18 protein-coding genes are annotated in these 21,113 nt (G+C 64.0%); 16 read left to right on the top strand and 2 right to left on the bottom strand.

The window, feature by feature from the left end; genetic code table 11:
- Positions 1 to 165: 165 nt before the first annotated feature.
- From GTW25_RS01485 to GTW25_RS01465, 5 genes are all read left to right on the top strand, one after another.
- On the top strand, positions 166 to 1,008 hold the full coding sequence (locus GTW25_RS01485; RefSeq protein ID WP_372493045.1) for a TIGR01459 family HAD-type hydrolase: 843 nt from the start codon (positions 166 to 168) through the stop codon (positions 1,006 to 1,008).
- A gap of 6 nt (positions 1,009 to 1,014) precedes the next feature.
- A complete protein-coding gene (locus GTW25_RS01480; RefSeq protein ID WP_252910210.1) occupies positions 1,015 to 2,019 on the top strand; it encodes a bifunctional riboflavin kinase/FAD synthetase in 1,005 nt (334 codons plus the stop codon).
- Positions 2,020 to 2,085: 66 nt separating this feature from the next.
- On the top strand, positions 2,086 to 2,886 hold the full coding sequence (locus GTW25_RS01475; RefSeq protein WP_252910209.1) for a MipA/OmpV family protein: 801 nt from the start codon (positions 2,086 to 2,088) through the stop codon (positions 2,884 to 2,886).
- A 231-nt stretch (positions 2,887 to 3,117) separates the two neighbouring features.
- Positions 3,118 to 6,099: an isoleucine--tRNA ligase gene (gene ileS / locus GTW25_RS01470; protein ID WP_252910208.1), complete on the top strand. Its 2,982-nt coding sequence runs from the start codon at positions 3,118 to 3,120 to the stop codon at positions 6,097 to 6,099.
- 446 nt (positions 6,100 to 6,545) lie between these two features.
- Positions 6,546 to 7,190, top strand: coding sequence for a hypothetical protein (locus GTW25_RS01465; RefSeq protein WP_252910207.1), 645 nt, complete (start codon positions 6,546 to 6,548; stop codon positions 7,188 to 7,190).
- A 2-nt stretch (positions 7,191 to 7,192) separates the two neighbouring features.
- Here the strand turns inward: GTW25_RS01465 and GTW25_RS01460 are convergent, their stop codons facing one another.
- Positions 7,193 to 7,663, bottom strand: coding sequence for a nucleoside deaminase (locus GTW25_RS01460; RefSeq protein ID WP_252910206.1), 471 nt, complete (start codon positions 7,661 to 7,663; stop codon positions 7,193 to 7,195).
- A 58-nt stretch (positions 7,664 to 7,721) separates the two neighbouring features.
- Here GTW25_RS01460 and GTW25_RS01455 point away from each other — a divergent pair, with 58 nt between their 5' ends.
- The 5 genes from GTW25_RS01455 to GTW25_RS01435 all read left to right on the top strand — a co-directional run bounded on the left by GTW25_RS01455 (position 7,722) and on the right by GTW25_RS01435 (position 13,715).
- Positions 7,722 to 9,380: a pseudouridine synthase gene (locus tag GTW25_RS01455; RefSeq protein ID WP_252910205.1), complete on the top strand. Its 1,659-nt coding sequence runs from the start codon at positions 7,722 to 7,724 to the stop codon at positions 9,378 to 9,380.
- Complete coding sequence (gene rsmD / locus GTW25_RS01450; RefSeq protein ID WP_252910204.1) at positions 9,377 to 9,931, top strand: 16S rRNA (guanine(966)-N(2))-methyltransferase RsmD; 555 nt, start codon at positions 9,377 to 9,379, stop codon at positions 9,929 to 9,931. Before GTW25_RS01455 ends, rsmD begins: the two co-directional genes overlap by 4 nt.
- 114 nt (positions 9,932 to 10,045) lie before the next feature.
- Positions 10,046 to 11,425, top strand: coding sequence for a M16 family metallopeptidase (locus GTW25_RS01445; RefSeq protein WP_252910203.1), 1,380 nt, complete (start codon positions 10,046 to 10,048; stop codon positions 11,423 to 11,425).
- Positions 11,422 to 12,795, top strand: coding sequence for a M16 family metallopeptidase (locus tag GTW25_RS01440; protein ID WP_252910202.1), 1,374 nt, complete (start codon positions 11,422 to 11,424; stop codon positions 12,793 to 12,795). The genes GTW25_RS01445 and GTW25_RS01440 overlap by 4 nt, the downstream gene beginning before the upstream one ends.
- Positions 12,796 to 12,818: 23 nt before the next feature.
- Positions 12,819 to 13,715 (top strand): patatin-like phospholipase family protein, encoded by an 897-nt coding sequence (locus GTW25_RS01435; protein ID WP_252910201.1) that lies wholly within the window; start codon positions 12,819 to 12,821, stop codon positions 13,713 to 13,715.
- Here GTW25_RS01435 and GTW25_RS01430 read toward each other — a convergent pair.
- Positions 13,702 to 15,156 (bottom strand): MATE family efflux transporter, encoded by a 1,455-nt coding sequence (locus GTW25_RS01430; RefSeq protein ID WP_308206217.1) that lies wholly within the window; start codon positions 15,154 to 15,156, stop codon positions 13,702 to 13,704. The two genes, GTW25_RS01435 and GTW25_RS01430, sit on opposite strands and share 14 nt — an antisense overlap.
- A 231-nt stretch (positions 15,157 to 15,387) precedes the next feature.
- Here GTW25_RS01430 and GTW25_RS01425 point away from each other — a divergent pair, with 231 nt between their 5' ends.
- The 6 genes from GTW25_RS01425 (at position 15,388) to lpxK (ending at position 21,011) form a co-directional block, all read left to right on the top strand.
- Positions 15,388 to 16,728, top strand: a complete 1,341-nt coding sequence (locus GTW25_RS01425; RefSeq protein ID WP_252910200.1) for a TldD/PmbA family protein — start codon at positions 15,388 to 15,390, stop codon at positions 16,726 to 16,728.
- The gene (locus tag GTW25_RS01420) at positions 16,715 to 17,500 is read left to right on the top strand and encodes a 3'(2'),5'-bisphosphate nucleotidase CysQ (RefSeq protein WP_252910199.1); all 786 of its coding nucleotides are present in this window, start codon (positions 16,715 to 16,717) and stop codon (positions 17,498 to 17,500) included. Before GTW25_RS01425 ends, GTW25_RS01420 begins: the two co-directional genes overlap by 14 nt.
- 96 nt (positions 17,501 to 17,596) lie before the next feature.
- Positions 17,597 to 17,821 carry a DUF4170 domain-containing protein gene (locus tag GTW25_RS01415; RefSeq protein ID WP_252910198.1) on the top strand — a complete coding sequence of 75 codons (225 nt, stop codon included), beginning with the start codon at positions 17,597 to 17,599 and terminating at the stop codon, positions 17,819 to 17,821.
- 51 nt (positions 17,822 to 17,872) lie between these two features.
- A complete protein-coding gene (locus GTW25_RS01410; RefSeq protein ID WP_252910197.1) occupies positions 17,873 to 18,640 on the top strand; it encodes a lysophospholipid acyltransferase family protein in 768 nt (255 codons plus the stop codon).
- Positions 18,637 to 19,965 (top strand): lipid IV(A) 3-deoxy-D-manno-octulosonic acid transferase, encoded by a 1,329-nt coding sequence (gene waaA, locus GTW25_RS01405; protein WP_252910196.1) that lies wholly within the window; start codon positions 18,637 to 18,639, stop codon positions 19,963 to 19,965. Before GTW25_RS01410 ends, waaA begins: the two co-directional genes overlap by 4 nt.
- Complete coding sequence (lpxK, locus tag GTW25_RS01400) at positions 19,965 to 21,011, top strand: tetraacyldisaccharide 4'-kinase (RefSeq protein WP_252910195.1); 1,047 nt, start codon at positions 19,965 to 19,967, stop codon at positions 21,009 to 21,011. Before waaA ends, lpxK begins: the two co-directional genes overlap by 1 nt.
- The last annotated feature ends 102 nt before the right edge of the window (positions 21,012 to 21,113 follow it).

Raw genomic sequence — 21,113 nt, 5'->3', positions numbered from 1 at the left:
TGGGGGCCTGTTTCGAACGCTCACCGTAGTCAATGGCTGGTGGAAGCTTGGTTAAGCCCGGATGGCCGCATTGTGCGCCAGCGGAAAGCGGGTGACTTCATCGCCTCCTTCCGTTAGATGCGGATCGAAAATCTTCCTGTCCCTGACGAGTATCCCATGAGCAATATGATCGACACACTCGACGACATCGCGGATGGCTATTCCGTCATCCTGAGCGATGTGTGGGGCGTGGTCCACAACGGTATCGAGCCCTTTCCCGATGCCTGCGCCGCGCTGAAACGTGCGCGCGAGAACGGCAAGATCGTCGTGCTCATCACCAACTCGCCGCGTGTGCGCGACGATGTCGAGGACCAGCTTGCCGCCATCGGCGTGCCACGCGACTGCTGGGACCATCTGGTAACGTCGGGCGACGTGACGCGGGAACTGATCGCGGAAGGGCCCCGCCGCATCTTCCACCTTGGCCTCGACCGGGATCTGTCACTTTACGACGGCCTCGATATCGAGCTCGTGGAGGAACAGGAGGCGTCGGGTGTCGTCTGCACCGGCCTGTTCGACGACGAGACCGAAGAGCCGGAAGACTACGCCGAAATGCTGGCGCGTTTTCGCTCGCGCGATCTGCCCTTCATCTGCGCCAATCCGGATATCGTGGTCGAGCGTGGGCACAAACTCGTCTGGTGCGCCGGCGCACTCGCTCGCGATTATACGCAGCTTGGCGGGCGCTCCTTCGTCGCCGGCAAGCCGCACCAGCCGATCTATGTCGCGGCTCTCATTCTTGCCAACCGGTCGCTCGGGCGGCAGGCCCGCCCTGACGAGGTGCTCGCGATCGGCGACGGCGTTTTGACCGACGTGAAGGGCGCGGTGTCGAACAATATCAACATCCTGTTCGTCACTGCCGGCATCCATGCGCGCGAATACGATGCGGACGGCGCGCCCGACCTCGCGCGGCTCGGCACCTTCCTCGAAGGCCATGGCTATACGCCCGTCGCCTCGATCCCGCGGTTGCGTTGAGGCGCGATGAAGACCGATTTCGTCCACATCTGCGGCAGTGACGAATTGCCGGAAAGCCTGCGCGGCGGCGTCGTGGCGATCGGCAATTTCGACGGCGTCCATCGTGGCCACCGCGCCGTTCTCGACCGGGCATTGGACGAAGCGAAACGGCTTGGAGCGCCCGCGCTGGTGCTCACCTTCGAGCCGCATCCGCGCGCGCTCTTTCGGCCCGACATGCCACTTTTTCGCCTGACCGCACCTGCCATGAAGGCGCGGCTGGTCGCGGCGAGCGGTTTCGATGCGATTGTCGAGCAGCGTTTCGATCGCGATTTCGCGGGCCTGTCGGCGCAGGAATTCGTCAGGGAGATTCTGGTGGGGCGGCTCGGCATTCGCCATGCGGTCACCGGCTTCGACTTTCATTTCGGCAAGGCGCGCGGCGGCGGTCCGGCCTTTCTGATGGAAGCGGGCGCGCAGCATGGCTTCGGCGTGACCTTGGTCGACGCCTTTCGCGACGAGGGTGCCGAGATCGTTTCGTCGAGCCGCATCCGCGAGCTTCTATCGAAGGGCGAAGTGGCTGAAGCCGCCGGCCTTCTCGGCTATCGCTTCGCCGTCGAGGGCGAGGTGATCGGCGGCAAGAAACTCGGCCGCACGCTCGGCTATCCGACGGCGAACATGGTGCTGGGCGAGGATATCCATCTCGCGCACGGCATCTACGCCGTCCGGTTCAGGCGCGCCGACGGGTCGCTTCATGACGGCGTGGCGAGCTTCGGCCGCCGCCCGACAGTGGACGATGACGGCGCGCCGGTTCTTGAAACTTTTCTGTTCGATTTTTCCGGCGATCTTTACGGCGAGACCTGCCGCGTCTCCTTCTTCGCTTTCCTGCGCGGCGAAGAAAAATTCGATGGGCTCGATGCGCTTGTCGTGCAGATGAAACGCGACGAGGAAGAAGCGCGGGCTGTAATGGCGGCGGCACGCCCGATGGGCAAGATTGACACAGTCATGAGTTTTTCGTCAGGGCAGGTTGCGAAATAGTCGTTGGTCACTTGCCGTTAGGACGAATATGCCAATTATGCCGCGCATATGTGTGAGGGTATTCCAATGAAGCAGTTCGTGCTTGCCGGCTCCGTTTTCGCTCTCGTCTCGTGTCTCGCAACGCCGTCGCTGGCGCAGCAAAGCTGGTTTTCCGGGGATTGGAGCCTCACGCTGGGCGTCGCGGCGATCTCGTCTCCCGAATATGAAGGGGATGACAAGTATCGGTTCTATGCGCAACCGATCGTTTCGTTCGGCCGGCAGGGCACCGAACGCCGCTTCTCCTCGCGCAACGACAATATTTCCATCGGTCTGATCGACACCGGGACGTTCCGCGCCGGCCCTGCCGGCAAGCTGGTCTTCGAGCGTGACGGTGACGATTCCGACGATCTGATCGGGCTCGATCCGATCCGCTTCGGTGCGGAACTTGGCGCGTTCGCGGAAGTCTATCCGACGGACTGGCTGCGCCTGCGCGGCGAGGTTCGCCATGGCGTGCGCTCGCATGACGGCATCGTGGCCGATGTATCGGCGGACGCCTTCATGAACCTGACGCCCACCGTACAGATCTCGGCCGGCCCGCGCGTCTCGATGGCGTCGAGCGATTATTTCGAAGCCTATTATGGCGTGTCGGCGACGCAGTCGCTGGCCTCGGGTCTTACCCCTTATACGCCCGACGGCGGCTTCCGCTCGGTCGGCGTGGGTGCGGCGATCAAATGGGACGTCACGGACAAGATCGAGACGAGCCTGTTCGGCGAATATTCGCGCCTCGTCGGCCCTGCGGCCGACTCCAGCCTGGTGCGCGAGCGCGGCGACGAGAACCAGTTCCTGATCGGCGTATCGGCGACCTATCGCTTCGACTTCTCGCTGTAGCCTTCGAACGGGGCTTCCTTCCGGTGCAAGGCTCCGCTAAAAGCGCGGCTATGTTCGAGATGGCGAGCCGCATGGCCCTGACGATACGAATTATTGGCCCGGCTGTCCGGGTAGCCTGAGGCTGCCGGACGGTCCGGGAAATTGCCGTTTGCGCGCTGCCTTTGCGCGATCCCTTCCCATACGCATATGACGCGCGAGCCTTTGAAACCGGTTCGCCACGGGACCATGACCATGACCGATACCGCCGAGAAGATCGACTATTCGAAGACGCTTTATCTGCCGCAGACGGAGTTTCCGATGCGCGCGGGCCTTCCCGAAAAAGAGCCGCAGATCGTGGCCCGCTGGCAGGAAATGGGCCTCTACAAGAAACTGAGGAAGGAAGCCGAAGGCCGTCCGCTCTTCGTGCTTCACGACGGCCCGCCCTATGCCAACGGCAACATCCATATCGGCCATGCGCTCAACAAAATCCTGAAGGACGTCATCACGCGCTCGTTCCAGATGCGCGGCTACAATTCCAATTACGTGCCGGGCTGGGACTGCCACGGCCTGCCGATCGAATGGAAGATCGAGGAACAGTATCGCGCCAAGGGTCTCGACAAGGACCAGGTGCCGGTCAACGAGTTCCGCCGCGAGTGCCGCGAATTCGCGCAAAAGTGGATCGACGTCCAGTCGGAAGAGTTTAAGCGCCTCGGCGTCGAGGGCGATTTCGACAATCCCTATACGACGATGAACTTCCATGCGGAGTCGCGCATCGCGGGCGAATTGTTGAAGTTCGCGATGAGCGGCCAGCTTTATCGCGGCTCGAAGCCGGTCATGTGGTCGGTCGTCGAGCGCACGGCGCTGGCCGAGGCCGAGGTCGAGTATCAGGACTATGAAAGCGATACGATCTGGGTGAAGTTCCCGATTGTTAAGGCCATTGCCAGTGGTTGGGTGCCGGAGGGAGTTTCTTCGAGCGACCATGCCAAGGCCGTCACTGAAATGATGGCGGGGCTTCAGGAAGCTTCTGTCGTCATCTGGACGACCACCCCATGGACGATCCCCGGCAACCGTGCCGTCGCTTATTCGCCGCGCATTTCCTACGGACTTTACGAGGTTACCTCAGCCGAGAACGATTTCGGTCCGCGGGCAGGTGAAAAGCTGATCTTTGCCGACGCACTGGCTGAAGAGTCTTTCGCCAAGGCGAAGCTTGGCTTCACGCGTCTGCGCGACGTTTCGGCGGAGGCGCTTGGCTCGATCCAGCTTTCCCACCCGCTCAAGGGCCTCGGCGGCGGCTACGACTTCACCGTGCCGATGCTTCCCGGCGAGCACGTCACCGACGATGCCGGCACCGGCTTCGTCCACACCGCGCCTGGCCACGGCCGCGAAGATTTCGACGCATGGATGGACATGGCGCGCGATCTGGAATCGCGAGGCATCGAAACCCGCATCCCCTTCACCGTGGACGACGCCGGGTTCTTCACCAAGGACGCGCCGGGCTTCGGGCCGGATCGGGAGGGCGGTGCGGCGCGTGTCATCGATGACAACGGCAAGAAGGGTGACGCCAACAAGGCGGTCATCGAGGCGCTGATCGGTGCGAACGCGCTGTTCGCGCGCGGGCGGCTGAAGCACTCTTATCCGCACTCCTGGCGCTCCAAGAAGCCGGTCATCTTCCGCAACACGCCGCAATGGTTCGTCTATATGGACAAGGACCTCGGCGACAATTCCACGCTGCGTTCGCGCGCGCTCAAAGCCATCGACGACACCCGTTTCGTACCCGCCGCCGGCCAGACCCGCCTGCGCGCCATGATCGAGGATCGGCCCGACTGGGTGCTTTCCCGCCAGCGCGCGTGGGGCGTGCCGATCTGCGTCTTTGCCGACGAGGATGGCGAGGTTTTGAAGGACGAGGCCGTCAACCAGCGCATCCTCGACGCTTTCGAAGCCGAAGGCGCGGATGCGTGGTTCGCGGATGGTGCGCGTGAGCGCTTCCTTGGCTCGCGCGCCAACGAGCCGTGGACCATGGTCACCGACATTCTCGATGTCTGGTTCGATTCCGGTTCCACACACACCTTCACGCTGGAGGATCGCCCGGACCTGAAATGGCCGGCCGATGTCTATCTGGAAGGCTCCGACCAGCATCGCGGCTGGTTCCATTCTTCGCTTCTGGAAAGCTGCGGAACGCGCGGCCGCGCGCCTTACGATGCCGTCATTACCCATGGCTTCACCATGGACGAGGACGGACGCAAGATGTCGAAGTCGCTCGGCAACACGGTCACGCCGCAGGACGTCATGGGCAAGTCCGGCGCGGACATCCTGCGTCTGTGGGTCATGACGACCGATTATTGGGAAGACCAGCGCCTCGGCAAGAACGTGCTGCAAACCAATATCGACGCCTACCGCAAGCTTCGAAACACGATCCGCTGGATGCTCGGCACGCTCGCCCATGACGAGGGCGAAGAGGTCGATTTCGCCGACATGCCGGAACTGGAGCGCCTGATGCTCCACCGCATCGCCGAGTTGGACGAATTGGTGCGCAAAGGGTACGACGCGTTCGACTTCAAGCGCGTCACGCGCGCGCTGATCGACTTCATGGTGGTCGAACTGTCGGCCTTCTATTTCGACGTGCGCAAGGACACGCTCTATTGCGACGCGCCTTCGAGCGCACGCCGCAAGGCGTCGCTCGTCGTCGTGCGCACGCTTTTCGACAATCTGGTGAAATGGCTGGCCCCAATGCTGCCCTTTACCTGTGAGGAGGCATGGCTGGAGCGTTACCCGGATACGGTTTCGGTCCACCTCCAGCAATTCGACGCGATCCCGGCGGAGTGGCGCGATGCGGCGCTTGCGGAGAAATGGCGCAAGGTGCGTCAGGTCCGCCGTGTCGTGACCGGTGCGCTTGAAATCGAACGCAAGAACAAGACCATCGGCTCGTCGCTCGAGGCTGCGCCGAAAGTCTATGTATCGGATGCCGACCTGCTCGAAGCGATCGCAGACCGCGATATGGCCGAAATCTGCATCACCTCCGGCATCGAAATCGTCGACGGGGCTGCCCCCGAAAGCGCGTTCAAGCTGGATGAGGTGAAGGGCGTCGGGGTTGTCTTCGCGCGCGCGTCGGGAACGAAGTGCGCGCGCTCCTGGCGCTTCACGGACGATGTCGGACAGGACGCCGAGTTCCCCGACGTATCGGCCCGCGACGCCGCTGCCTTGCACGAATTGCAGGCGCTCGGCCGGCTTGCTTGATGGCTGACGCTATCGGCGCTATATTGTGCTCTGGAGTGGAGACCCGGCGGTAACCGGGCCTCCGTTCGCCTTAGAGAATAAGCAGAACCCGGACGCGCACTGACCAGCTTGTCCGGGTTTTCTTCATCTCAAGACTGATACTCAGCGGCAATAACCACATCGCATCACTCCAGTTCGAAGGCAAAGCCGTTGCCTCGGCCGGAATGGCTCATCCTCCCGGTCGCGCCGACTGGCACGGCGCTGCTGCTTTTGCTCTCGACGCTCTCAACCTATTCGATTGCGCAGCCGCTGCAATATGCGCGCCTCATCTGTTGGCGAACATCCGACCGCCGTTGCGTGAGGGCGGGCATCGTGCGATACAGGCGCGCATCGACCATGCGCCTTGTTGTCGTCGCTTTTAAGCGCGAAGGCGCGTCAGGACGGATGCGCGAGAGAACGAGGGCGCGATGAACATTTCAAGACAGACGGCCAGACGCATGCTGTCCGCCGGGGTCGTTCTGACCACAGCGACCGTGTTGTCCGGCTGCATGGGCCCGACCTATGGCACGGGCACGCCAAGCGGTCAGCAGACGCTCGAAGACGTGTCGGGCATTCTCTCGCTCGGCGGCGAGCGCAGAGAGCCGATCGCCTATCAGCCGCGCGGTGAACTCGTTCGTCCCGGGTCAACGGAAGTTCTGCCGTCGCCCCAGCAAAGCGCGTCGAGCAACGAGGCATGGCCCGAATCTCCCGAACAGCGGCTGGCCCGCATCCGCGACGATGCGACGGACAATCAGGGCAATGTCCAGTATCAGTCAGGCGTTCGCGGCGCGCGCAACACTGAAGGGCCGATGGTCGACTGGGATCGGCAGAACAACGTCGAACCGACGAACAGCCGGGCCAATCAGCGCGAGGAGTTCAACCGTCGTCTGGCCGAGACGCGGCAGGGCAGTCCCACACAGCGCCGCTTCCTGAGCGAGCCGCCGACGACCTATCGCCAACCTTCTGCAAATGCGCCTGTCGGCGATGTCGGCGAGGACGAATGGCGCAAGCAGCGTGCTGCGCAGCAGGCCCAGGGTAAGGCAACCTGGCGCGACTGGATTCCGGGAATGTAGGATCAGATGCGCTGCCGGCGAAAGAACGCCCGCAGCAAGTCCGCCGAGCGCTGCTCCGAAAATCCGGCATAGGTTTCCGGGGCATGATGGCAGGTTGGTGACGAAAAGAAGCGCGGCCCGTTGAAAACGGCGCCGCCTTTTTCGTCTTCGGCACCGAAATAGAGGCGGCGGATGCGCGCGAAGGAAATGGCTCCCGCGCACATGGCGCAGGGTTCGAGAGTGACGTGAAGATCGGCGCCTGTCAGCCGCTCCTGCCCGAGGATGGTGCAGGCGTCCCGGATCGCAAGCATTTCGGCATGTGCGGTGGGGTCGTTGAGTTCGCGGGTGCGGTTGCCGGCCTTCGCGATCGCCACGCCATCGAGAACGACGACCGCGCCGACCGGCACCTCACCGCGTGCAGCCGCCGCCTCTGCTTCGGCAAAGGCGATATCCATGAAATTCGTGTGAGCCGTTATGGGATGTTCGCTGGACATTTTTCTCGCGGAACCGAAAACGCTCTGATAGTTACCCGCGCTGAAAGGCAAACGCCACATGACAGACGACAATAAGACCAAGGGACGCTCCGGCCCCCGAAGCGGTAAGCCCTTCGCCAAGCGCGAGGACGGCGACCGCAAGCCGTTCGTAAAGCGCGACGGGGACCGCAAGCCCTACGCCGCCCGCGGTGGTGAGAAGAAGCCCTTCGTCAAACGCGAGGACGGCGACAGGAAGCCTTACGCAAAGCGCGAAGACGGCGACCGCAAGCCATTCGTGAAGCGCGACGGGGACCGCAAACCCTACGCCGCGCGCGATGGTGAGAAAAAGCCCTTCGTCAAACGCGAGGATGGCGACAGGAAGCCCTACACAAAGCGCGAAGACGGCGACCGCAAGCCGTTCGTGAAGCGCGACGGGGACCGCAAGCCCTATGCCGCCCGCAATGGCGACAAGAAGCCCTTCGCCCGTCGTGAAGACAGCGACCGCAAGCCATTCCGCAAACGCGATGACGAACGCCCCGGTCGCGACGAACGCGCCGTCGAGGCCGCACGCGGCGAAGAACGCATTGCCAAGCGTCTGGCACGCGCCGGCGTCGCCTCGCGCCGTGATGCCGAGGAGATGATCACGGCCGGCCGCGTGTCGGTGAATGGCAAGGTGATCGAGAGCCCCGCGCTCAACGTCATCGGCCGTGATGCGATCGAGGTGGACGGCAAGCCGATCCCGGCGATCGAGCGCACCCGCCTGTTCCTGTTCCACAAGCCGTCGGGCGTAGTGACGACGAACAGGGACCCGGAAGGCCGCCAGACCGTATTCGACGTTCTGCCCAAGGGCCTGCCGCGCCTGTTGACGGTCGGGCGGCTCGACATCAACACCGAGGGGCTTTTGCTCCTCACCAATGATGGCGGCCTCGCCCGCACGCTGGAACTGCCTTCGACAGGCTGGCTCCGCCGCTATCGCGTGCGCGTCCATGGCAAGGTCGAGCCGGAAAAGCTTGAAGCCTTGAAAGACGGCATCGCCGTCGAGGGCGTGTTCTACGGGTCCATCGAGGCGGCGCTTGAGCGCGAGCAGGGCACCAATGCCTGGATTTCGGTGGGCCTGCGCGAAGGCAAGAACCGTGAGGTCAAGAATGTGATGGGTGCGCTCGGCCTCGAGGTCACGCGTCTGATCCGCGTTTCCTACGGCCCGTTCCAGCTCGGCGAACTGGCCGAGGGCGAGATTCAGGAACTGCGCGGCCGTCACCTGCGCGAGCAACTCGGCGACAAGCTGGTCACCGAATCGGGTGCGGATTTCGATGCGCCCGTCATCAACGAGTTCTCCAACAAACCGGTACAGCGCGTGAGCGAGGACGAGGTGCGCGGTCCCGCGCCGCGCAGGAAGGACCGTGACGAGCGGCGTCAGGACGCGCTTGGCCGCTTGCAGACCTCGAAGCCCGGTGGACGCGGCAAGCCCGGCCAGGGCTTCGACAAGGGCGCGGGGGCTAAGCGCGGCGAGGGCGAGAAGCGCCCCGAGCCGCAGCGTTCGCGCAATTCGAACGTCTGGATGGCACCCGGAGCCAAGGCTCTCGGCCCGAAAAAGGCCGCGCGCCGCGCCGAGGAAACCGATGGTCGGCGCTATGCCGGCAAGCCGCGTCCGAAGCCGGAGGGTGCCTCCAAGGGGCCGCGCCGCGACGATCGTGGCCCGGCGCGTCCGGGCGGCGGTCGCGGAGACCGGCGCAAGTGAGGGTCGTCGGCGGGACGCTTCGCGGACGACCGCTCAGCACCCCGAAGACCGATGCGATCCGCCCGACGACGGATCGCACCCGCGAGGCGGTCTTCAACGTGATTGCGCATCGCTACGGCGATCTGCTCGACGGTGGCCGTGTGCTCGATTTGTTCGCCGGCACCGGCGCGCTGGGGCTTGAAGCCCTGTCGCGCGGCGCATCCTATGGCGTCTTCATCGAGGAATCAGCGGAAGGGCGCGGCCTGATCCGGACAAATGTCGAAGCGTTCGGCCTGTCCGGTCGCACGAAGATTTTCCGGCGGGACGCTACACGATTGGGTGAAGCGGGAACGCTTCAGCCCTTCGACATCGTCTTCGCCGACCCGCCCTATGGCAAGGGGCTGGGCGAACAGGCGCTGGCGGTGGCACTGGAAGGCGGCTGGCTGAAACCCGGTGCGCTCTGCATCGTGGAAGAATCGGCCGCGACGCCCTTCCAGCCGCCGGCAGGTTTTGATCTGGAGGACCGCCGCGACTATGGCGACACCAGCGTCGCTTTCTGCGTCCTTGCCTGATTTCGGCCTCTCTCGCTCTCCACACATGACGAAGATTTAATCGCGCTGCCGGTTCAGGCCACGAGGCGAACGCGCTATTGGTGCGAGACACGCATGCAACCCGAGGACAAGCGAATGCATCTGATGCAAGCTGCGGCGAGAACACTGGCGAGCACGGCGATCGGGCTGGCACTGCTGGCCGGTCCGGCTCTGGCGCAGGACGCCTCGCCGGCCGAGGCCGGGAACGAGGTCGTCGACTTCAAGCTCGACAACGGTCTCGAAGTGGTCGTCATTCCCGACCGGCGCGCCCCCGTCGTCACGCACATGCTGTGGATCAAGGTCGGCAGCGCCGACGAGGAGCCCGGCAAATCCGGTATCGCCCATTTCCTCGAACATCTGATGTTCAAGGGCACGGAGGCTCATCCGCAGGGCGAGTTCTCGGCGCGGATAGCGGAAGTGGGCGGCCGGGAGAACGCCTTCACATCCTATGATTACACCGCCTATTTCCAGCAGGTCGCGCCCGAGCATCTGGAAGAGATGATGGAGTTCGAATCCGACCGGCTGACCGGTCTGGTGCTCACCGACGAAGTCGTCGACCCCGAACGTCAGGTGGTGATCGAGGAGCGCAATTCGCGCATCGAGACCCGTCCGAACTCGATCCTCGGTGAATCGCTCAACGCGACGCTCTACCAGAACAGCGGCTACGGCGTGCCGATCATCGGCTGGATGCACGAGATCGAGAAGCTGAACCGCGAAGACGCGATTGAATTCTACCAGCGCTACTACGCGCCCAACAACGCGATCCTGGTCGTGGCGGGCGACGTGGATGCGCAGGATGTGCGTGCACTGGCCGAAGAATATTACGGCCCGATCCCCGCCAATCCGGAACTGGGCGAGCGCACCCGCACGCAGGAACCGCTCCAGCGCACCGCGCGCACGGTCACCTTCAATGACGAGCGCGTCACGGTGCCCGGCTATTCGAAGACGTGGCTGGTGCCGTCCTATACGACGGCTGATGAAGGCGAGGCGGAATCGCTCGATCTTCTGGCAGAGATTCTGGGCGGTGGCATGCGCAGCCGTCTTTACCAGTCGCTGGTCGTGGAGCAGGGCATCGCCTCGTCGGCGGGCGCTTATTATCGCGGCACGTCGCTGAACGAGACTGCCTTCGGCGTCTATGGCGCGCCGCGCGGCGATGCGACGCTCGAAGATGTCGAGCGCGCCGCCGATGCGGAGATCGTCAAGATCGCCGAGGATGGCATCACGCAAGACGAACTGGAAGCCGCCAAGAACCGCTATCTGCGCTCCATCATCTTCGCGCGCGACGACCAGTCGGGAATGGCCAACATGTATGGCTCCGCACTGACGACAGGGTCCACCGTCCGCGATATAGAGGAATGGCCGGACCGCATTCGCGCGGTCGAAGCCGACGATATCAAGGCCGCTGCGGCGCGCTATCTCGACCGGTCGCGGGCCGTCACCGGCTACCTTCTCCCGCCCGAGGAGGAGCCGTCGTGAGCATCGAACTCAAGCGTATCGAGGAACAATCCATGTCGGCATCCGGAACAGGCTTCTGGAAGATCATCGGCGCGGCAGCGCTTGTCTTGACGCTTGCCGCGCCCGCGCGGGCGGCGGTGGAAATTCAGGAGGTGACGACCGACAGCGGCATTACCGCTTGGCTGGTCGAGGATTACACGATCCCGATGATCGCCATCAACTTCTCGTTCAATGGCGGCAGCAATCAGGACCCGGCCGGCAAGGGCGGACTGGTCAATCTGATGAGCGGCCTCTTCGACGAGGGCGCGGGCGATCTGGAAGCGAACGAGTTTCAGGAAGCGCTCGACAATGCCGGCGCCGAGATGTCGTTCAATGCGACGAGCGACGCGCTCTACGGCTCGATGCGGCTTTTGTCCGACAACAAGGATGAGGCCCTCGACCTTCTGGCGCTCGCGGTCAATGAGCCGCGCTTCGACGCCGACCCGGTCGAGCGCATCCGCCAGCAGGTCCTGACCGGCATCCGCGCCAATTCGCGCGATCCCCAGCGGCAGGGCAATCAGCAATTCGCCCGTGCGCTTTACGGCGATCATCCCTATGCGCGCGAAAACGACGGCACCGAAGAGGATGTCACGGCGTTGACCGTCGACGACCTGCGCGGCGCGCATGAACGGCTTCTGGCGAAGTCCAACCTGCATGTGGCGGTGGTGGGAGCGATCGACGCGGAGACGCTGAAGGCCGACCTCGATCGCATGTTCGACGCACTGCCGCAGGACGCCGAGCTCACCGAAATCGCGCGCATCGAACCCAAGCTCGGCGAAGAGGTTTCCTACGAGTTCCAGTTGCCGCAAAGCACCGTTCAACTGATCTATCCGGGCATGGAGCGCGACGACCCAGAGTTCTTCGCAGCCTACCTGATGAACCATATCCTGGGCGGCGGCACGTTTTCGTCGCGCCTCTTCAACGAGGTGCGCGAAATTCGCGGCCTGACCTATGGCATCGGGTCGTGGCTCGCCAATCGTGACTTCTCCACCTCGCTGGCGATCTCGACCTCGACGCGGTCGGATCAGGTCGGGCAGGCGCTCGAGGTGATCGAGACGGAAGTCACCAAGCTGGCCGACGAGGGTCCGACGGCGGACGAACTGGAAAAGGCCAAGACCTATGTGATCGGCGCCTATGCGATCAACAATCTGGATTCGTCGGCATCGATCGCGCGCACTCTGCTCGAACTCCAGCGTGACGATCTGGGTATCGACTATATCGATACGCGGGTCGGGCAGATCGAAGCCGTGACGCTTGACCAGGTGAAGGCGGCGGCGCAACGCTTGCTGATCGCCGATCCGTCCGTTCTGGTGATCGGACCGCAGGCGAGCGAGACCGAGACGTCGAACTGAGGTTGACCGGAATGGAAGCGGTCGTGCCGACCTTGATCGAAAGTGAAGCGGCGCGGCGCGAACCCGCTCCCGCCGGTCCGACCTTTGCGCTTGCGCTTGGCGGTGGCGGCGCGCGGGGCCTGTCGCATATCCACGTCATCGAGACGCTGGACGAACTGGGCATCCGGCCGAAAATGATCGCCGGCTCCTCGATCGGCGCGATCATGGGAGCGGGAATGGCGGCCGGCATGCCCGGCCACGACATCCGCGAATTCGCCCGTCTCGTGCTGGGCCGCCGCGCCGAGGTCGTCAGCCGGTTGTGGCGTGCGCGTCCGCAGTCCTTCTCCGAAATGATGCAAGGCGGCGTCCGGCTCGGCCAGTTCAATCTGGAGCGCATCCTGCGATCCTTCCTGCCGAGCGAAATTCCCGAAACGTTCGAGCAGTTGCAGATACCGCTGAAAGTGACGGGAACGGACTTCTTCGCGCATGATCTGGCCGTTCTGGATACGGGCGATCTGCCGTCGGCGCTTGCTGCGTCCTCGGCATTGCCGGCGATCTTCCGACCGGTACAGCGTGAGGGCAAGCTGCTGATCGACGGCGGCTTTTACGATCCGGTGCCGTTCGATCTTCTGCAAAACCAGGCGGACATCGTGATTGCCGTCGATGTCGTCGGCTATCCGTCGCAGCAGGCGACGAAGCATCCCGACTCCGTCGATCTCCTGTTCGGCGCGAGTCAGATCATGATGCAGTCGATCATCGCGCTCAACCTGACGCGCTGCCAGCCACAGATATTGATCCGCCCGCCGGTTTCCGAATTCCGCGTGCTCGATTTCATGAAGATGGAACAGGTGATGCAGGTGACCCAATCGATCCGCGACGAGTTGAAGCATGCGATCGAAAAGGCGGTCGAGGCGCACGAGAAGAAAATCACTGGAGCGTAGACGCTTTGCCGGTCGAAAAGGCCGAGTTGGCGGCTGGCGGCGGCGCGGGCAGGGGCTCTTGCGCCAGCATCCGCGGGCCGATGCCGCGCACGGTGCGGAACGCGATGATGGCTGCCGCGATGCCGAAGAAAACCGCGCCCAAGCCCCATCCCGCGATCACGCCCTTTGCCCCGTAATAATGTGCGCCGAGCCACACGAAGGGAATGACGCCGAGCGTCGAGCGGCCCCAGTTGAGAACCGTCGAATAGGTCGGATAGCCCAGATTGTTGAACGCCGAATTGGCGACGAACAGCGCGCCGTTGAACAGGAACGAGCCGGCGGCGAAGAGGCAGAAGAAGACGACGAGTTCTCGCGCTTCGCCCGTCGCACCGAAGAGCGCCGCGATCTGGCCGGAAAAGATCGCCAGCAACGCCCAGACCGCGGTCACGTAGAGTGTGGTGAAGATCAGCGCGTCGCGCAGCGTGTCGTTGAGCCTGTCATAGCGCCGCGCGCCGTAATTCTGGCCGAGGATCGGGCCGACAGCGCCCGACAGGGCGAAGATCACGCCGAAGGCGACCGGCAGGAGACGGCCGATGATCGCCCAGCCGGCGACCGCTTCGTCGCCGAACGCGGCCATCTCGATCGTGACATAGGTGTTGCCGACGGGGGTGGCGATCTGCGTCAGGAGCGCGGGGACGCCGATGCCGAAGAAGGGGCGCAGCGCGGCCTTGAAGCCCGACAGGTCCGGCATCTTCATCAGGCGATGCACCTTATGAGCGCCGTAAAGGCCGACACCGAGCAGGATCGCGCGCGACAGGATGGTGGAAATCGCCGCGCCGTCGAGCCCGAGACCGAACCCGAAGATGAAGATCGGGTCGAGAATCGCGGCGGCGATACCCCCGGCCAGCGTGACGTACATGGCGCGTCGCGCGTCGCCTACGCCGCGCATGATGCCGGTCGTTGCCATGCCGACGGCGACCATCGGCATCGAGGGCAGCACGATCTGCATGAAACGGGTGGACAGTTCGCGCGTTTGCCCACGCGCACCCAACAGTCCGACGAGAGGATCGATGAACGGCCAGATCAGCGCCGTCATCGCGATGGTCGTGATCGCCATATAGACGATGGACGCACCGCCCATGCGCGCGGCTTCCTCCCTGTCGCCGCGTCCGAGCGCTCTCGAGACGACGGCCGATGTGGCGATGGTGAAGCCGATCGACACCGAGATCATGAAGAACATCAGCGTCGAGGCGAAACCGATAGCCGCGGCGAGTTCCTGCACGCCGAGCATGGAAATGTAGAAGAGGTTGAGCGCGTCGACGAAGAAGACGGCGATCAGCCCGATGGAGCCGGTCGCCGTCATCGTCACGACATGACGCATGGTCGAGCCGGTGACGAACTTGCCCTGTTCTACCGGCTTGCGGTCGAGCGGTTTCGGTTCGTCGGCCCGCGTATCCGTCAATGTCCGAATACCTCGTCCATGGAGGCGAAGCTCTGGAATTCGAGCCTGTCCTGAATGGGGAGGGCGAGGTGGAAAACCATCAAATTCGATCTTCCTTGCGGTCTTTTCATCGTTGCGCCCCCCGGCTTTGCCGGGTGCCACCCTCGGTTCGCCATTGCACATGGCGGATACGGACAATAGATGGGGCAGGCGCCTCTGTCGCCATGACCTTCGACCAACCGGGACAATTCCATGAACCAGATCGAGACCGCGAAGCTTGCAGACCTCGTCTCCGGACTGGTCGAAGCGGCAAAGCGCGCGGGCGCGGATGCGTCCGATGCGGTCGCGGTTCGCTCGCGCTCGAAGGACGTGTCGGTCCGTCTTGGCAAGGTCGAAGGTACGGAAGCGGCCGAAAGCGACGATATCTCGTTGCGCGTATTCGTCGGCAAGCGCGTGGCGAGCGTGTCTGCGGCTGCCGGTGCGAATGTGGACGAACTGGCTGCCCGCGCGGTCGCGATGGCGAAGGTGTCGCCGGAAGACCCGGTGCAGGGCCTCGCCGACAGGGATCGCATCGCCGCGACGATCCGCGATCTCAATCTCTATGATGAAACCGAAATCGATGCCGCGCGCCTTACCGAAGACGCGCTGGAAACGGAAGACGCCGCACGCGCGGTGACCGGGGTGACGAATTCCGGCGGCGGTTCGGCCAGTGCAGGCATGGGCGGTCTGGTCCTGGCGACATCCGAAGGCTTTTTCGGCTCCTACATGGCGACGCGTTTTTCGCGCGCGGTCAGTGTCATCGCCGGGGAGGGAACCGGCATGGAGCGTGATTACGATTTTTCCTCGCGCCTGCATTTTTCCGATCTCGAAGCGCCCGATGCGATCGGCCGGCGCGCCGGTGAGCGCGCAGTGCGCCGGATCGGCGCGCGCAAGGCCAGGACGGGACCGGTCGACGTGGTCTTTGACCCGCGCGTCGCGCGGGGCATCGCGGGGCATCTGGCAGGTGCGATCAACGGCGCGTCGGTCGCGCGCAAGACGAGTTTCCTGCGCGACAAGATGAGCCAGCAGGTCGCATCCGCCGCAATCACCGTCACCGACGATCCGCTGCGCGTGCGCGGCCCCGCCTCGCGGCCCTTCGACGGCGAAGGCGTGGAGGGCGAACCCCTGACCATGGTCGAGGCCGGTGTCCTGAAGCACTGGTTCCTGTCGACATCGGCGGCGCGCGAGCTCGGATTCGTCACCAACGGACGCGGTTCGCGGTCGGGTTCGTCGATCAATCCGACCTCGACGAACCTTGCCGTCGAACCCGGCACCGCCAGCCCGCAGGATTTGATCGGCAGCCTGAAATCCGGCTTCTACGTCACCGAGGTCTTCGGACAGGGCGTGAACATGGTGACGGGCGAATACAGTCGCGGCGCTTCGGGTTTCTGGATCGAGAACGGCGAACTCGTCCATCCCGTCTCCGAAGTGACCATCGCGTCCAACCTGAAGACCATGTTCATGAATATGGTGCCGGCAAATGACGTCGACCGCAATTTCGGCACCACCGCGCCGACGCTTCTGATCGAAGGGATGACCCTTGCCGGCGAATGAACTCGACACCGAACTGGCCCTGATCCGCGAGGCCGCGCGCGAGGCGGGGCTGATCGCGATGCGCTATTTCGGAAAGACGCCCGACGTATGGATGAAGACCGGCCAGTCGCCGGTCTCCGAAGCCGACATCGCGGTGGACACATTTCTGCGCGATGCGCTGCTCGCGGCCCGTCCCGATTATGGCTGGCTGTCGGAGGAGACGGTTGCCGACACCTCGCGCCTGTCGGCGAGGCGCACCTTCGTCGTCGATCCCATCGACGGCACGCGCGCCTTCATCGGCGGACAGCATATGTGGTGCGTTTCGGTCGCCATCGTCGAGGACGGACGTCCGATCGCCGGCGTGCTCGATGTTCCGGTCAAGGGCGAGATATTCGAGGCCGTGCAGGGAAGCCCGGCGCTGAAGAACGGCAGCGCGGTATCGGTGCGAAAATCGGGCGGGCGGCCCATCGTCGCCGGACCCAAGACCATGACGCGCACGGCTCTGCCGGGCATCGGCGAGACGGTGAAGGTGCCCTATATTCCCTCGCTCGCCTATCGCATCGCCATGGTCGCCGATGGCGAGATCGACGCCACCTTCATCAAGCCGAATTCGCACGATTGGGACCTTGCAGCGGCCGATCTGATCCTGCGGCAGGCCGGCGGCGAGGTGCTGACGCCGGACGGCATCAGCCCGCTTTACGCGGGCGACGATCCGCGCCATGGAACGCTTGTCGCCGGAAGTGGAGCCTTGTTGCGCGCCATGGTGGACGAGGCGCGCCATCCGGACTGGTAGCCCGGTTCCCAATTTCCGCGAACTGATTTAAAGCAGTGCCACGCCCGGCATGTCCGGGCACCCATTTCATTCAAGACGATCAGAAGCGATTTTCCGATGGCTGAAGACAGCAAGCAACTCCTTCATCTCGTGTTCGGCGGCGAACTGACGACGCTCAAGGGCATCCAGTTCAAGGATCTCGACGATCTCGACGTGGTCGGCATCTTCCCGGACTACAAGTCAGCCGAGGCCGCATGGCGCGCCAAGGCGCAGGAGACGGTGGACAACGCGCATATGCGTTATTTCATCGTGCATCTGCACCGCCTGCTCGATCCGAGCTGAACGGGCGGTTCCGCAGATGATGCCAAGGCAACGGTGATATCGCGCGTTCCAATGGGGAATAAGACCATCGCCGAAATGGACAGGGCCGACCCGCGCCGCAGGCCGCTGAAAATGCTCTGGAAGAAGGTGCGTGGGCCGCTGGCCGAATCGCGCGCGGTCAAGTCCGCGGTTGCCGGCACGATCGCGATGCTGCTTCGCGCCGTCAGGGCGACGAACAGGCTCGTGCCCGGCTCCGAGGATCCGGCTACCGTGATCCTCCCGCAGCAGCCGTTGATCGTCGCGTTGTGGCATGGCCAGCATCTTCTGGCCCCGGCCTACCTGCCCGACGAACTCGACGTGGTGGCGCTTTTTTCCAGGAGCCGCGATGCCGAACTCAATGCTCTGGTTGCCGAAAAGCTCGGCTTCGGCATCGTTCGCGGCTCGGGAGGGCGCGAGGGCCATGTCGCGGAAAAAGGCGGTGCGCGCGCGCTGATCCAGATGAAGCGTCTGCTCGATCAGGGGCGCAACGTCGCCATGATCGCGGATGTCCCGCACGGCACCCCGCGCCAGGCTGGCCTCGGCATCGTCACTTTGGCGCGCATTTCCGGCCGGCCCATCCTCCCTGCCGCCATCGCGACGAGCCGGCGCAAGGTTCTGGAAAAAAGCTGGGACAGGACGGCCATCAACCTGCCGTTCGGCCGGGCCGCGATTGCTTTCGGCGACCCCATCGCGGTCTTGGACGGTGACGACGAGGCGATGGAGAAGATGCGCCGCGACGTAACGGCTGGGCTCAACGCCACCACCGCGCGTGCCTACCGGCTGTTGGGAGACGCAAGATGAGCCAGCGCTGGGCCCGTGCGATCCTGACGACCTACCGGCTGGCGGGAGCCACCGTCTATCCGTTCATCGGCGGCTATGTCGCGTACCGCGCCAGCCGCGGTAAGGAAGACCGCAAGCGTCGGCGCGAGCGCTACGGCGTCACCAAGGCCGAACGGCCGGATGGCCCGCTGGTCTGGGTCCATGCGGCAAGCGTCGGAGAGACGCTCGCGGTCGTGCCGCTGATCAAGAAGATCGTCGCGGACGGCATCCACGTCGTCCTGACGACCGGCACGGTGACGTCGGCCGGCGTTGCCGCCGAACGATTGGGCGACCGGATCATCCATCAATATGTTCCGCTCGACCTGAAACCCGCCGTCGACCGCTTCCTCAACCACTGGATGCCGGATCTCGCCATCATGGCCGAATCGGAAATCTGGCCGATGACGATCCTTGAACTGGGCGCGCGGCGCGTGCCGCAGGTGCTCGTCAACGGGCGGCTGTCGGACCGGTCTTTCGCGGCCTGGCAGAAACGACCGCATCTGGCCGAAGCGCTGTTCGAAAACCTCGCCCACGTCGTTGCGCAATCGGAGACCGACGGCGAACGCTTTCTTGCGCTTGGCGCGCGGCCGGTTACCGTTTCGGGAAATCTCAAGGTCGACACGCCGCCGCCGCCTGTCGATCTTCCCGCGTTCGAGACGCTGAAGGCATCGTTCGCCGCGCGTTCGACCTGGGCCGCCGTCTCCACGCATGAGGGCGAGGAAGAAATCGCCGGTAACGTGCATCTGGCGCTGAAGAAGCGGCATGCGTCGATCATGACGATCCTCGTTCCACGCCACCCCGATCGCGCCGAAGCAATCGCCGAATTGCTGACGGCGAAGGGGTTGAAGGTCGCGCTTCGTTCGAAAGGCGAGATGCCCGACACCGACACCGACATCTATCTCGGCGACACGATCGGCGAGATGGGGCTTTATCTTCGCCTGACGGAGATCGCCTTCGTCGGTCGTTCCCTGAGCGGACAGGGCGGGCAGAACCCGATCGAACCCGCGATGCTCGATACGGCCGTCCTGTCGGGCATGAACGTCCAGAACTTCCGTGATGCCTATCAGACCCTCATTCAGGCGGGCGGCGCGAAGCTCGTGCGCGATCAGGACATGCTTGCCGGGGCCGTGAACTATCTTTTATCCAACCACGAAGCGCGCAACGGCATGATCGCGGCCGGCGCGAACGCCGTGGCCGACATGCGCGGCGCGCTGACGAAGACGCTCGCCGCGCTCGATCCGTTCATCACGCCGCTGGTCGTCAAGGCGCGGCTGACCGGCGGTAGCAGGTCGAGCGGGCTCGACTGATGGTCTCCGAGGCGCCTCCTTTCTGGTGGCAGAAGGCCGACTGGCGCGCCTGGTCGCTCTGGCCGGCCTCGGCGCTCTACGGCGTTGCGGCGCGTCACCGTCTCCGGACCGCGCCGCGCAAACGCATCGACATTCCGGTTTTGTGCGTCGGCAATCTGACGGTGGGCGGCACCGGCAAGACGCCGGTCGCGATCGCCTTTGCGAAGGCCGCGAAGACGATGAGCCTCAAGCCCGGCTTTCTGTCGCGAGGCCATGGCGGGTCGGTGTCGGGCGCGCATCTGGTCAATCTGCATCATGACGGCGCGCGCTATGTCGGCGACGAGCCCATGCTTCTGGCCGCCCATGCGCCGACCGCCGTCTCGGCAAAGCGCGCCGAAGGCGTAAAGCTCCTTCTGGGCGAGGGGTGCGATTTCGTCATCATGGATGACGGGTTCCAGAGCGCGCAGATTCATATCGACTACGCGTTGATCGTCATCGATGCCGAGCGCGGCATCGGCAATGGACACACGATTCCCGGCGGGCCGATGCGTGCGTCGCTGGTGGACCAGATGCGCCATGCGAGTGCGCTTCTGGAAATGGGCACTGGCGATGCGTCCGCGACCGTCATCCGCCATGCGGCCCGCGCCGGACGGGCGGTCTATCGTGCACATATGCGCCCGCTCGCGAACGAAAATCTTCGCGGCCGCCGGTGCCTGGCGTTTGCCGGCATCGGCAATCCGCAGAAATTCCACCGGACGCTGGTTGAACTCGGCGGCGAAGTGGCGATGGCGCGCAACTTTCCCGACCATCATTTCTACAGCGCCGATGAAGCGCGCGACCTGATGGCGCTTGCCGAAAAAAACGACCTCGTCCTCGTCACCACGACGAAGGACGCGATCCGCCTGACGCATGGCTCCCATGATCTCGAAGCGCTCCATGAACGGACCGAAACGGTCGAGATCGACGTGGTGTTCGAGGTGGCGACGACGCCTGCAGCCATTATCGAGGAAACGCTGAAGGCGTGGCGACGCCGACGGCTGGAAGGGGTAGGGCAGGTCGAAGGGTAAGCGCGACGTTTGAATTTCTGCGCCGGAACCAACCGGAAAGGCATGGATTCCTGTGACGATCACAGGAATGACGGCCGTTAGGTAGATGCTTTAACCGCCACC

This window comes from Aliihoeflea aestuarii, from assembly GCF_024105665.1.
In the GTDB taxonomy this organism is placed as follows: Bacteria; Pseudomonadota; Alphaproteobacteria; order Rhizobiales; family Rhizobiaceae; genus Aliihoeflea; species Aliihoeflea aestuarii.
The sequence above is the reverse complement of the archived record's forward strand: the minus strand, read 5'-3'. Positions and strand labels throughout refer to the sequence as shown.

What these genes read in the sequence shown, in the direction of transcription:
- GTW25_RS01480 (WP_252910210.1), top strand. Translation starts at nt 1,015, where the DNA reads ATGAAGACCGATTTCGTCCACATCTGCGGCAGTGACGAATTGCCGGAA.
- GTW25_RS01425 (WP_252910200.1), top strand. Translation starts at nt 15,388, where the DNA reads ATGAACCAGATCGAGACCGCGAAGCTTGCAGACCTCGTCTCCGGACTG.
- ileS (WP_252910208.1), top strand. Translation starts at nt 3,118, where the DNA reads ATGACCGATACCGCCGAGAAGATCGACTATTCGAAGACGCTTTATCTG.
- GTW25_RS01445 (WP_252910203.1), top strand. Translation starts at nt 10,046, where the DNA reads ATGCATCTGATGCAAGCTGCGGCGAGAACACTGGCGAGCACGGCGATC.
- waaA (WP_252910196.1), top strand. Translation starts at nt 18,637, where the DNA reads ATGAGCCAGCGCTGGGCCCGTGCGATCCTGACGACCTACCGGCTGGCG.
- GTW25_RS01410 (WP_252910197.1), top strand. Translation starts at nt 17,873, where the DNA reads ATGGGGAATAAGACCATCGCCGAAATGGACAGGGCCGACCCGCGCCGC.
- GTW25_RS01475 (WP_252910209.1), top strand. Translation starts at nt 2,086, where the DNA reads ATGAAGCAGTTCGTGCTTGCCGGCTCCGTTTTCGCTCTCGTCTCGTGT.
- lpxK (WP_252910195.1), top strand. Translation starts at nt 19,965, where the DNA reads ATGGTCTCCGAGGCGCCTCCTTTCTGGTGGCAGAAGGCCGACTGGCGC.
- GTW25_RS01485 (WP_372493045.1), top strand. Translation starts at nt 166, where the DNA reads ATGATCGACACACTCGACGACATCGCGGATGGCTATTCCGTCATCCTG.
- GTW25_RS01415 (WP_252910198.1), top strand. Translation starts at nt 17,597, where the DNA reads ATGGCTGAAGACAGCAAGCAACTCCTTCATCTCGTGTTCGGCGGCGAA.
- GTW25_RS01455 (WP_252910205.1), top strand. Translation starts at nt 7,722, where the DNA reads ATGACAGACGACAATAAGACCAAGGGACGCTCCGGCCCCCGAAGCGGT.
- GTW25_RS01460 (WP_252910206.1), bottom strand. Translation starts at nt 7,663, where the DNA reads ATGTCCAGCGAACATCCCATAACGGCTCACACGAATTTCATGGATATC.
- GTW25_RS01465 (WP_252910207.1), top strand. Translation starts at nt 6,546, where the DNA reads ATGAACATTTCAAGACAGACGGCCAGACGCATGCTGTCCGCCGGGGTC.